Source organism: Mycolicibacterium sp. CBM1 (genome assembly GCF_054073305.1).
Genome location: NZ_JBSXPP010000014.1, coordinates 162582 through 174787 on the forward strand (window position 1 = coordinate 162582; position 12206 = coordinate 174787).

General features: G+C 64.1%; 9 protein-coding genes. 2 read left to right on the forward strand and 7 right to left on the reverse strand.

Translation table 11 applies throughout. From position 1 onward, the window contains the following. Window positions 1-114 precede the first annotated feature (114 nt). The 7 genes from ACXDF8_RS18975 to ACXDF8_RS19005 all read right to left on the reverse strand — a co-directional run bounded on the left by ACXDF8_RS18975 (window position 115) and on the right by ACXDF8_RS19005 (window position 9560). Window positions 115-1968 carry a hydantoinase B/oxoprolinase family protein gene (locus ACXDF8_RS18975; RefSeq protein WP_457224827.1) on the reverse strand — a complete coding sequence of 618 codons (1854 nt, stop codon included), beginning with the start codon at window positions 1966-1968 and terminating at the stop codon, window positions 115-117. Continuing rightward, window positions 1872-3983, reverse strand: coding sequence for a hydantoinase/oxoprolinase family protein (locus ACXDF8_RS18980; RefSeq protein ID WP_457224828.1), 2112 nt, complete (start codon window positions 3981-3983; stop codon window positions 1872-1874). Before ACXDF8_RS18980 ends, ACXDF8_RS18975 begins: the two co-directional genes overlap by 97 nt. 45 nt (window positions 3984-4028) lie before the next feature. Beyond that, window positions 4029-5072 (reverse strand): NAD(P)H-dependent amine dehydrogenase family protein, encoded by a 1044-nt coding sequence (locus ACXDF8_RS18985; RefSeq protein WP_457224829.1) that lies wholly within the window; start codon window positions 5070-5072, stop codon window positions 4029-4031. Window positions 5073-5122: 50 nt separating this feature from the next. Further along, entirely contained in the window at window positions 5123-6046 is a 924-nt protein-coding gene (locus ACXDF8_RS18990) for an alpha/beta hydrolase (RefSeq protein ID WP_457224830.1), read from the reverse strand. Between the two features lie 18 nt (window positions 6047-6064). Beyond that, window positions 6065-6991, reverse strand: coding sequence for an alpha-ketoacid dehydrogenase subunit beta (locus tag ACXDF8_RS18995; RefSeq protein ID WP_457224831.1), 927 nt, complete (start codon window positions 6989-6991; stop codon window positions 6065-6067). A gap of 28 nt (window positions 6992-7019) precedes the next feature. After that, on the reverse strand, window positions 7020-7973 hold the full coding sequence (locus tag ACXDF8_RS19000; RefSeq protein ID WP_457224832.1) for a thiamine pyrophosphate-dependent dehydrogenase E1 component subunit alpha: 954 nt from the start codon (window positions 7971-7973) through the stop codon (window positions 7020-7022). Window positions 7974-8249: 276 nt separating this feature from the next. Next, window positions 8250-9560: a 2-oxo acid dehydrogenase subunit E2 gene (locus tag ACXDF8_RS19005; protein ID WP_457224833.1), complete on the reverse strand. Its 1311-nt coding sequence runs from the start codon at window positions 9558-9560 to the stop codon at window positions 8250-8252. A gap of 171 nt (window positions 9561-9731) precedes the next feature. On the opposite strand from ACXDF8_RS19005, the gene ACXDF8_RS19010 reads away from it, so the two are divergent. After that, window positions 9732-10862: an alkene reductase gene (locus ACXDF8_RS19010; protein WP_457224834.1), complete on the forward strand. Its 1131-nt coding sequence runs from the start codon at window positions 9732-9734 to the stop codon at window positions 10860-10862. A gap of 140 nt (window positions 10863-11002) precedes the next feature. Beyond that, window positions 11003-12147 (forward strand): IS3 family transposase gene (locus tag ACXDF8_RS19015; RefSeq protein WP_457221679.1). Its coding sequence is split into 2 segments (ribosomal slippage): window positions 11003-11270 and window positions 11270-12147, totalling 1146 coding nucleotides; the frame shifts between segments, so codons are not numbered across the junction. Window positions 12148-12206: the final 59 nt, after the last annotated feature.

The following is a 12206-nucleotide window of genomic DNA, read 5'->3' on the forward strand; positions in this document are numbered from 1 at the left end:
CCATCTCGGCCTCTTCACCGACACTGTTACGCCGGAGTACCGGTCGACTGGTGATGAGACCGCCACCGCCGGGGATGTCGCAGGGGTGGCAATCAAGTCTCATGCAAACGACACTCAGCGCGCGGCTACAAGTTCCGCCCGGATACGTTCCGTCTGGGCATGATCCACACGGCCGTCGCCGTCCAGGACAACCCCGTAGGTATCTGCTGCGCGCTGGACCGAGACCCAGCCTTCTTCGACGTCCCTTGCGACCTGCTCGGCCGGCCGCTCGCACGGATCACCGTAGCCCCCGCCGCCCGCGGTCACTGAGACGATCGACTCGCCGTCGGCCAGCGTGATCAAGCCCTGGGCACCGAGCGGCTCCAGGTCACCGCCGATCGTTCTGCGGAAATGCTGGCTCACGCCGCCCGGACCGCCACCACGCACGCCCTGGGCGGGCCCTACCGCACCGTCTGTGCCGTAGGCCACCGACAATTTGGTACCTACCGGTCCGTACTCGACGTGCGCCGAAGGCGCTCCGCGGAAGCGCCCCGCCCCCTCGCTGTCGGCGACGATGTGTTGCCGGAGCACCCGAATCGGGTGCGCCATCTCGGCGCCCTCGACGCTGTCTCGGCGCAGCATCCCACCGCACCCGACATGAAAGATCGTGAGCCAGGCGTCCGTCCACGGTGTGCCGGCACCACCCGTGACCGCGAGGAATATCTGGTTCACGAAGTCGTGGTCTGAGCGTGGGTCGTGACCCGATATCACCGCGGCCGCAGCAGGAATTACCGCGCCGCACTCCGCCATACCTACTCCCTCCCCGATTCCAGCGAACATACGTTGCACCAGATTCGAGACCCGATCCGCCAGGTTTGTCGTCGCGGCGGAGCAACTGAAGGGGTGCCGGGGGATCCCGACGGCGCAGTTTTCCCGCACCGCGACGTCGATCCGCCGCAGGCTCCCGGCATTCGGCGGAACTTTCTCGCCAATCGAATTGAACACACCCAACATCGCGGCCGTCTTCGCCGTCGATTTCGTGAGGTTCAGTCCGTTCGGCAGACAGTCGACGTTGTCGGTCAAGTCGATGGCGATGCGGCGTTCCGCCGGGTCGATCTCGATCCCTACGTTGATCGGGACACCGTCAGGAGCCCCCGGATACGGATCGTGGCATGTGCGATCCCGCAGTGTGGTGGCTGGGAGCTCGCCGATGGCTTCGGCCATCAGGTGCTCGCTGTAGTCGAACCACTCACGGACAAAGTCGTCGAGCGTGTCCCAGCCAACCTCGCGTCCGAGATCGAGCATGCGTCGCTCGCCGAGTCGCACCGAGCCCAGCAGAGCCAGATAATCACCCCACCACTGATCCGGAACGCGAATGCGCATCTTGAGCATTCGAATGATGTCGTCGTTGTCCGCATAGTCGCGCTGCACACGGCAAGCGTCGAACAGCAGGGCGCCCTCCTGGTAGACGTCTATGGCGTTCGCCATGTAGGTGGTGGGCTCGGAGTTACCGCAATCGGCCTGGTGCGCCTTCGCCAGCACGGTGAAGCGGTGCACGCCATCATCATCGACCACAGGAACCACCATGCAGTGGTCGGCGGCGTGTGAGTTCCCGTTGTAAGGAGAGTTATGCAGGAACGCGTCGCCCCGGGCCATCGTCGGGTACGCCTCACTGATCGCCCGGGAGATCAGGTCGGGCCCGCTCATCATGTGAATGGGCAGACTCTCCGCGCCGATCACCAGCTCATGATCGGCACTGACGATGCAGCAGGAGAAGTCGTGCGCGGCGTTCAGGACACCGGAACGGCTGGATCGGAAGATCGTGTTCATCATCGCCTCGACGATGACATTGAGTCGGCTGCTGAGCACCGCCATGCGGACGCCATCCATGCTCATCGAGTCGCTCCTGTCGTGACGGCTGCGGAAACACCGGCGCCTGTGGTGGTCTTCCCGGGCGTTACGTGCAGAGTCCCGGATCGCCGTCGGCAAAATCGGGCTCCTGCGTCGACGAAGATTGCCGTGGTGGCGGTCTCGACCACAGCCGGTCCTTGGCGCGGTTGGTCGACGGGCACATCGGCAAGGCGCCAGACCTCGGCGGTGTGCCAGCCGGCATGTGGAATATAGACATCACGCTGCCGGGCTGGCGTTCCTTCTGCTTCGAGCACCGAGGGTTGCGGGTCGGACAGCTGGCAGCGGGCACGGGCATGCCAGCTTTCGATTTCGATGGGCGAACTCAGGTCGGCGACCGCGAATGTCTCCTGGTGCGTGACGTGGAATGCCTTCGCCAACGCGGCGACACCTTCGGCTGACTCAGTGTGCGCCGGGTCGATGGGGACCTCGAGTGTCCACACTTGATTCGGGTACCGCGCCTCCATCGAGTAGTCGATGTGGCTGGCGACGATATCAGAGCCTGCCTCGCTGATGAACTTCTCCGCACGCTCGGCCAGCTGTTCGATGATCTGGCCCACGCGAGCGTGATCGAAGGCATCCGAGCGGGTCTTGCCGTTGATTTCGAAACCCTGTGACAGCTCGGCAATTAACGCGCCTGCGGCGCTTAACGCTGGCCCCATGACGGGAACGATGACTTCCCGGCAACTCAGTCGACGGCCGATGGCCACCGTATTGAAGCCCGCGGCGCCACCGCCGCCAACAAGGACCGCCTGTGCCGGGTCGATGCCTTGCTGGCTGGTGATCTCCTCGATGGCCCCGACCATATGTTCGGTCGCCAGTTCGTAGATCGATGCGGCGGCCTCCTCGATGGTCAAGTTGAGTGGTTCGGCGACGTGCCGTCGGACAGCTTCGCGGGCCGCCTCGACATCCAAACGTGAACGCCCTCCCAGGAAGTACTCCGGGTCCAAGTATCCGAGCACCACGCAGGCATCGGTCATGGTGGGACGGTCGCCTCCGCGCCCGTAGCACGCCGGTCCCGGCACAGCGCTGGCGCTCTCCGGCCCCACATGCAGCATCCCCCCGCTGTCAACGTAGGCCAGGCTGCCACCGCCTGCCCCCACGCTGCGAACGTCCACCGACGGGAAACCCGTCATGTGGCCGAGAAATGGCTGACCGATCCATGATTCGCGGGTCCAGGGGATCCGCCCGTCGCGCACCACGCTCACGTCGTAGCTGGTTCCGCCGGTATCAGCGACGATCGCCACGGACGACTCGGCGTCATGCTTGGCAAAGAACCGCCCGGCCACAGGCGCCATTGACGGGCCCGAATTGAGGGAGTGGATCGGCGCGTCAGCGACGTCTGCGGCATCGAGCGCACCGCCGGCCGAGGTCATCATCAACAGGCGGCCGGTGAAGCCGGCGTCGTGCAGCCTTTGCCTCGCACCCCCGATGTACTCAGTCATCAGCGGCTTCAACGACGCGTCGATGGCGGCCGACGACGCGCGCCGATACTCGCGCAGGCAAGGGTTCAGCCGGTGCGACAGCGTGACGGGCACATCGGGAAGCTCGCGGGCAAGGATCTGACCGACGGCAATCTCGTGCTCCGGGTTGACGATCGACCAGAGCAAGCAGACTGCCACCGCTTCAACGTTCTTGGCGCGCAAAGCCTCAGCGATCGCCACCACTTCCTGTTCGACCAGCGGTGTGACCACCTCGCCCTGTGCACCGATACGTTCGGCTACCTCGAAGGTCAGTGAACGCGGCACATATGGGTCCGGGTAGGCACGCCGCTGGTTGAAGATCCCGGTGCGCCCACCCTCGCGCAGCAGAAGCATGTCGGGGTGGCCCGCCGTCGCGATGAGCGCGGTGCGGGCCACGTTCCGGGTCAGAACCGCGTTGAGCCCGCGCGTCGTGCCATGAAAGAGCATGCTGCCCTCGCCGAGCAGGTCGGCGCGGTCCCGGCCCAGCTGCTCGGCCGCCACGGCGAACACATCGAGAATGCCTTGGACCGGGTCGGCCGGCGTGGTAGGGCTCTTGAAGATATTGAGGTTTCCCTTCCCGTCCTCGATGACGAGGTCGGTAAAGGTACCACCGGTGTCAACGGCAAATCTCATGTCAGGACTTTCTCATCGTGCGGAGTCGAAGGGCTGCAGAAGAATTCACCGCAGCATGGCTTGTGTCAGATCGGTCCATGCGCTGCTGGCAGGGAGATCCTTGACTGTCTTCAGGCCGGCTGGTGCAGCGAGCACAGCCGGAATGCAGTTCACTAGCTGGGCCGATGTGGCGGGAATCGCGTCCATGCCCGGGTCCAAAGTCACCGAAACGGGGTGTTGGCCGTGGATGGTGAAGGTGTCCACCGATGCCAAGCCTGCCTCAGCCGGGCGCAGATGCAGGATTAGTTCGAGCTCCATGAACGGCTGCCCGCCGACCAATCCAGTGGCACGCTGAGCGAAACCCTCAGTGACGCCGGCGGGCAGACCGCCGTACCCGGTGGATGCGGCAGTCTCGGCGATCATGGGTTCGAAGACCTCGGTGACCGGTCCATCGAGGGTGATGCCAAGTCGTTCGGCCACCAGTTGGATGGATTCGGGAAAGCCGACGTGCCCGGCGATGGATCCGTTAGCGTGGCCGAACTCGAACTCCTCAGGTGTGTAACCGATTCCGAGTCGTCTGTGGATGTTCCTGCCGAATCCCACTACGTCGACGACGCGACGTCCGGTGATATGAGTCACGTCCCAGCTACACCCGGAGGCTGCCGCCAACAGGGCATCGAAGATGAACCCGGGATTGACACCCGTGCCCAGGACGGTGATTCCACCGGTGCGGGCTGCGGTGTCGATCTCCTCTGTCTTTGCCTTATCCCGGGTATAGGGGTACGCCAACTCCTCGCAAGGGGAGATGACGTGCACACCGGCCTTGGCACACGCAATCACGTCGTCAGCCGCGTCGCGAAGGAACGATCCGGTGGCGTAGAGGATGACATCCGGTCTGAGCCCGAGGAGCACTGAGAGATCCTCACCCACGATGACATCGCTGACACTGCTCGAACCGACAACCTCACCGAGCGGACGCCCGATATCGCTCGGTTCTTTGGTGATCGCACCCACAAGTTCGAAACCGCTGCGGTGGTCGATCAGCAGTCGCGCCGCGGCCTTACCGATGCTGCCGAGCCCGCACAGTCCGATTCTGGGTCTGCCTGCCATAGCGTTTCGCCTCCAGATGGTTGGTCGTATTCAATCCGCGGTGCCCGAACTCACAAATGTGAGCTGAAGAAGTCCGCCACTCGTTTGGCCACCACGTTCTGCCGGTCGCGGTCTGCGTACAACGTGAGGTGGTCTGCATTGGACACGATCATCAGTTCCTTGGCATCGCCAGGGATTTCTTCGTAGGCGCGCAGCGCAAGATCCCAGTGGGTGTGGTCGTCGCCCTCGGCGACAATAAGGAGACTGGGCTTGCCCAGCAGGCGCGGCAGATAGGGAAAGACGCTGTAACCCATCAACAGGTCGGCCGATTCGGCGGTCGCCTCCCCAACATACGCCGGCGCCTCGCGCTCTTTCAGAGCCGCAAACGTCTTTTTGCTCTTCGGGAACGGCCAGGTCGATATCTCACCCTCGACGGCTGGCTGATGCTGGAAGTAGGTGATCTCTCCGGTTTCACGGCGCAGGCGTCGTGCCGCCAGAATGGCTTCGTTGAAGCGGCGGAAGCCCAACGTACCGTGAGCAAGTCGCATGTTCTGGTAGCCGTCGGTTACCGGCACTATGCCGCACAGCGCCTTCACCCGCGAGTCCACCGCGCCGAGGATCAAGACGTGGCCGCCACTGTAGGAGATACCCCACGCTCCGATACGGTCACCATCGATCTCCGGCTTGGACTCGATCCAGTCGATGGCATTGCGATAATCCGCGATCTGCTGCGCCGGGTCGATGTGCTGGCGTGGCTCCCCCTGGCTGCCACCCATGTTGCGGTAGTCGAATATCAGTGCCGCGATGCCCTGGTCGGCAAGCGCAGCCGCGTAGGTGGGCTGTGCCAGCTCCTTGACATAGCACCAGCCACCGGCCATCACCACGCACGGAAACGGGCCGTCGCCCTTCGGTCGGTAGTACAACGCTTCCAAGGTGAGGCCGTCGGAGTCGAAAGTGACGGTCGCGGGGGCGACGGTGTCTGGCGTCGTTGTCATGACAGGAACCTTTCGGGGTCAGAACTTCGCGAGTTCGAGGACGGACTGGAAGATGGAGTCTGGAGTGGGGACGATCGCGTCCTCGAGCGCGACGCCGACCGGAATGGGCACCCGATGGGAGCCCACTCGGTGGATGGGTCCGTCGAGTTCGGTAAAGAGCTCGCGCGCAGCCCAACTGGCGACCTCCGATCCCCAGCCGCCATACTCGACAGATTCGTAGACCACCGCCAGCTTGGACGTCTTCCGAACCGACGTCGCCACCGTGTCAAGGTCGAGCGGCCACAAGTAGCGCATGTCGATGACTTCACAGGAGTAGCCGGCCTCGGACATCATGTCGGCCGCTTCCAGACTCGCGCCAACCATCCGTCCGGCGGAGACCATGGTGAGGTCGGTGCCGGGGCGGCGCACCGCGGCGTCGAGACCGCGGAAGCCCTCGGCTGGATCTATCTCCTCGGATAGCCGGAAGTACAGGTTCTTGTTTTCGAAGAACATCACCGGATCGTCGAGCCGGATACATTCGCGCATCATCCAATACGCGTCCGACGGTGTGCTCGGCATCGCGACGACCAGACCCGGCGTCTGCGCAAACCATGACTCCAGTGCCTGCGAATGCTGGGGTCCATGGTTCGTTCCGGCGCCACCGGGCATCCGCACTACCAACGGCACGGAGAACTGGCCGTTACTCATGTACCGGATCTTCGCGGCGAAGTTGATCAGCTGATCCATTGCCAGCATGACGAAGTCGGAGAACATGATCTCGACCACGGGCCGGACACCTTCGGTCGCCGCGCCCGCGGCGAATCCCGCGAGGGCGCCCTCCGAGATCGGGGAATCCAGCACCCGTTCTGGACCGTACTTCTCAATAAGGTCCTTGGTGACCGTGAAGACGCCGCCGAGGGCCCCGACCTCTTCGCCCATGAGCACCACTGAGTCATCGGCGGCCATCTCCGCATCGAGGGCGGCTCTGATAGCTTCAGCGAACTTTAACTCGACCATTCCACTCCAGTCCTGGTGTTGCGTACAGCGTGTCGAAAGCACTCTCGGGAGTGGGCGACTCTCCGCCCTCGGCGCTGCGCACCGCAGCCGCCACGATCTCGTCCACTTCGGCATCGATCCGGTCGGCGACGCCGGGTTCGAGCTCGGCCAGTCGAGCGCGCGCCGCAGCGATGGGATCGTTGGCATCCAGCCAGTCGGTACCTGCAGTTTTCGGGCGGTAGCGGTAGTCAGCGTCGTTGATGCTGTGCGCACGTACCCGATAGACCTCGCACTCGAGGAACGCGGGACGACCCTCACGCACGTAGGAGACGAGCTCGCCAGCGATATCGTGCACCGCGCCAACATCGCGCCCGTCGACACGTTCCGCGCGCACCCCCATAGCCCGCACAATGTCGGTGATGGACCCCGGTGGCCCGAAGAGGCGCTCGGCCGGCATCGAATGCGCCCATCCATTGTTCTCACAGACGAACAGACACGGAGCTTCCCAGAACTTGGCCAGGCGCAACGTCTCCGTGGATGTCCCGTTGGCGAATGCGCCGTCACCGAAGAACGTGACTGCGATGTCATCGGAGCCCGCGCGCTTCTTCGCCCATGCCACTCCCGCCGCCCACGGTGCACCACCGGCGACGATGGCGGTCTCGCCATAGAACCCGTTCTTACGATCGTGGAGGTGCATCGACGCGCCGCGGCCGCCGCTCGTGCCGTGGGTCTTCTTGAACAGTTCCGCGAGCACCGATTCGGCACTGACGCCCTTGGCAAGCGCGTGCCCGTGTCCTCGATGGTTGCTCATCACCGCGTCGGCGGGACGGAGGTGGGCGCACACGCCCGCCGCGCAGCTCTCCTGGCCGAGGGAGGAGTGGAACGAGCCGGCGATATGCCCGGCACGATGCGCTCGCTCGATGGCCATCTCCACGCCGCGGATCAGCACCATCTCTCGGTACAGCGCCGCAAGTCGCTGCACACCAGTCGATAAGTGGCTCTCCAAAGGTTCCCTCCGGGTGATTGCGCGTCTCGACGGCAAGCGGCCGCGACGCCTCGATGAATTGTCGAACTCTCGCCTCGACGCAGCGCCTCGTCAGGTCGGCTTTCCCGACCAATCCGAGTGTGCGCAATGCGAGCAATGGCTCGTATAGTGTGCGATCTTACGGCTTGTGCCGCGTCCCGTCCAGCGCCCGACACCACTGTCACTGATATCGCCCGACGCACATCACAGCTGCATCGCTCCAGCTTCCAGACGGGCACCGATGTCCACCAGAAATCGCGCCGCATCCGCGCCGTCGACGAGCCTGTGGTCGTAGGTCAATGCCAGAAACACCCTGCGCCTGACGGCGATCGCCTCCCCGAGCTCGGCATCGTCCACCACCGCGACCCTCTTGACCACCGCGCCGGTACCAAGGACCGCCACCTGGGGCTGGTTGATGATCGGGGTATCAAACAACGAGCCCCTACTGCCCGTGTTAGTCAGGGTGAAGGTGCCTCCGCTCAGCTGGTCGGCACCGATCCGGTTCGCGCGCGCCCGCTCGGCGAGATCGGCGATATTGCGGGCAAGGCCGGTGACGGTCAGATCGCCGGCGTCTCGAATGACAGGAGTGATCAGTCCACGGGGCGTATCGACTGCGATGGCGAGGTGTTCCCGGTTGTGAAAAACCACCTCGCCGGCGCCTAGGTCCAGCGATGCGTTGAGCAAGGGGTGTGCACGCAACGCCTCCAGGGCGGCCTTTGCAAAGAACGGAAGGTAGGACAATGCAATCCCGTGTTGAGCCGCGAAGCGTTCCTTCACCGCCTCTCGCTTCCGATGGATCGAGGTAACGTCGACTTCCACCACACTGGTGAGCTGCGCACTAGTCTGCAACGAATCGACCATCTTCGCGGCAATCAACCTGCGCCGCTGAGATATTCGCTCGCGTCGCTCTTCGGCGCCGGACGGCACGGCGCTGCGGGTTAGGTCCGCGCGAGCCGGCTCAGCCGCGGGCGCGTCCGCGGCCGACGCTACAGGCTCGGGTTTCGCGGCCGGGATCGACGAGCTCTGCGCACGTGCGGCAACCGCCGCGAAAACACCCTGCTTCCGGATCCGCCCGCCCAGGCCGCTGCCGTGGATCGCCGCGAGATCGATACCGTTCTCGCTTGCGAGCCGACGAACAAGCGGGGTCACGAAGGCGACCGCCGGATCGGCGCCCGCAGAGGGCTCGTACCGCCCCGGGTGCTGCACTGAAGACGCGGGCTGGGGTTGGGGCCGCGGAGCGCGCGTGACGGGCAACTCGCCACCGGCGGCTTCGATGAGCGCCAATTGCGAACCCACGGGGACCGTTTCGTCCTCCCAAGCGGTGATCTCGACCAACCGACCCGTTACGGGAGAAGGAATCTCGGTGTCCACTTTGTCGGTTGCGACTTCCAGTAGCGGCTCTTCGAACGCTACTTCGTCTCCGACTGCCTTGAGCCACCGAACCACAGTGCCTTCAGTGACCGATTCACCGAGCGCCGGAAGGTTGACCACTACGCAGTTGACCACTACGGACATGTTCGACGACGCCTCCGCATCTACTGTCAACGAGCCTTGGGGCCGCCGCCTGAGGCGAGACCCTTGTGGACCCCCTCAGAAATTTGTGTCACTATACGAGCGGCTGCCCGCTATGTGCAATGTGGCCGCCAACGGCACCACCGTCAGGCCTACATCGGAAGCGAGAAACTGATGGATGAAGCTCAATCCTCCACGCTGTTTGAGCCTTACACACTTCGTGGTGGGCGCACCCTGAACAACCGGGTCGTCATGGCGCCGATGACGAGGTCGCGGGCTAGTGAGCCCGGTGACGTGCCGTCGCCGGCCGCAGCCCTTTACTACGCTCAGCGTGCGTCTGCGGGGCTGATTGTGACCGAAGCGACCAATATCTCCCTTTCCGCCAAGGGGTATTCGCAGACGCCGGGAATCTATGACGAGGCCCAGCAGCAGCGCTGGGCCGAGGTGACCAGCGCGGTGCACGAAGCGGTTTCCGGCAGCACGATCTTTATGCAGCTTTGGCACGTCGGTCGCCTCTCGGCTCAGGAGGTCTCCGGTTCGCAACCGGTAGCGCCTTCCGCCCTCCAGGCCCCGACCACGGTGTGGGTCAAGCGTGCCAACGGCTGGACCGGGATGGTCCAGTGCGATCCCCCAAGGGCGCTCCACACCGACGAGATCCCCGGAGTCGTCGACATGTTCACCTCCGCTGCCAAGCGCGCGATCGAAGCCGGCGCCGACGGCGTCGAACTGCACGGCGCCAATGGCTATCTCATCGATCAGTTCATGCGGGGTACCACCAATCGACGTACCGATGAGTACGGCGGCAGTATTTCCAATCGCCTCCGATTCCTCCGCGAAGTGGTGAGTTCCGTTGCCGATGCCGTTGGGCCGCAACGATTAGGCATCAGACTTTCTCCCGTGGTCGGAATCGAAGACGCGAAAGATCCCGAGATCTTCGATACGACTTTGCAGGCGGCGAAGTGGCTCGACGAACAGCAGTTGGCCTACCTTCACCTTGCCGAATCCGACGTGTCATGGCTGGATGCAGGGCCGCTGACCGATCGGTTCCGAGCGGACTTGCGCGCCGCTTTCTCTGGGCCGATCATTGTCGCCGCGAACTACGACCGCGTGCGAGCAGAGGCGATCATCGACAACGGGTTCGCCGATCTAGTCGCCTTCGGCCGTCCGTTCATCGCTAACCCCGATCTGGTGTCCAGGCTGGCTAGTGCAGCGGCGCTCGCAGAGAGCAACCCCGCGACGTGGTATGGCGGCGATCACCAGGGTTACACCGACTACCCTACTGCCGCCGTGTCAACCACCCGCTGACATATCCGTCGCCCTTACCTGGCTCGGGCGGGGGCGCCGTTAGCGGGCGATCAGATGGGGGTGGCGTGTTCCCGGTGAACGAGTCCAGCAAGTTCTAGAGTCCTGTAGCCCGATGGTGGGCGAGAAGGGACGATGAACGTATGGCTGGTCGGAAGCGGAACTCCGCAGAAGACATCGTGCGCAAACTGCGCCGTGCGGACGAACTGGCCGCCGAAGGCAAGACCGGCGAGGAAATCGCAGCCGAACTCGAGGTGTCTGCGGCGACGTTGTACAACTGGCGTCGCGCCTACGGCGGGATGGACACCGATGCCGCCAAGGAACTCAAGGAATTGCGCGAACAGAACGCCCGACTGAAGCGATTACTGGCCGAGGCCGAGCTGGTCAAAGACGCCTTGCGGGAGGTCGCAAAGGGAAAATTTTAGGCCCAGCTGCCAAGCGCCGCGCCGTCGGCATGCTCACCTCCATGATGGGCATGTCGGAACGGTTGGCGTGCAAAGCCGTTGGGCTGCCCCGCTCCACCTGCCGTCGCCTGCCGTTGTCGCAGACCCCCGCCGATCCCGATGCCGAGATGCGGGCCTGGCTGCGCACGTACGCGACGAAGAACCCATGCCATGGGTTCCGCCGTGCCTGGGCGGCGTTGCGCTACGACGAGCGCCGTGAGGTCAATTTGAAGAAGATCCACCGGCTGTGGCGCGAGGAAGGGCTGCAGGTGCGGGTGCACAGTCCGCGCAAGCGGGCCGGGGTGTCGTCGATCCCATCGATCGAGGCCGATGCCCCGAACGTGGTGTGGGCGATCGACTTCCAGTTCGATTCCACCGTCGACGGCAAGGCCATCAAGATCGCCTCGATGATCGACGAGCACACCCGCGTCTCACTGCTGCACATCGTTGAGCGGTCGATCACCGCCGACCGACTCGTCGCCGATCTCGCCAACGTGTTCGCCGCAGCGGGTGGGCCGCCGAAGGTGCTGCGGATGGACAACGGTCCGGAGTTCATTTCCCAAGCGCTGCAGCAGTTCTGTGACGGTCGGACTGGTATGTCGTATATCCCGCCAGGAGCGCCATGGAACAACGGACACATCGAATCGTTCAACAACCGACTACGCAAGGAGTGCCTCAACCGCAACCACTGGAACACCCTGCTCGAAGCCCGCGTGGTCATCGGCGACTTCAAGCACGAACACAACTACCGGCACCGCCACTCGGCCCTGGGCTACCGCACCCCGGCCGAGTACGCTGCCGTCTGCAGCTGCACCCACACCCCGATGGACTGCAACATCAACTGAAACTGGATCACACCACCCCGACTCAAGAACCGGGTGGACTCAGAATCGGGGACTCGCCA

Coding starts and splice junctions, on each gene's coding strand:
- ACXDF8_RS18980 (WP_457224828.1), bottom strand. CDS start 3,983: ATGAGATTTGCCGTTGACACCGGTGGTACCTTTACCGACCTCGTCATC.
- ACXDF8_RS18985 (WP_457224829.1), bottom strand. CDS start 5,072: ATGGCAGGCAGACCCAGAATCGGACTGTGCGGGCTCGGCAGCATCGGT.
- ACXDF8_RS18990 (WP_457224830.1), bottom strand. CDS start 6,046: ATGACAACGACGCCAGACACCGTCGCCCCCGCGACCGTCACTTTCGAC.
- ACXDF8_RS18995 (WP_457224831.1), bottom strand. CDS start 6,991: ATGGCCGCCGATGACTCAGTGGTGCTCATGGGCGAAGAGGTCGGGGCC.
- ACXDF8_RS19000 (WP_457224832.1), bottom strand. CDS start 7,973: ATGGTGCTGATCCGCGGCGTGGAGATGGCCATCGAGCGAGCGCATCGT.
- ACXDF8_RS19005 (WP_457224833.1), bottom strand. CDS start 9,560: ATGTCCGTAGTGGTCAACTGCGTAGTGGTCAACCTTCCGGCGCTCGGT.
- ACXDF8_RS19010 (WP_457224834.1), top strand. CDS start 9,732: ATGGATGAAGCTCAATCCTCCACGCTGTTTGAGCCTTACACACTTCGT.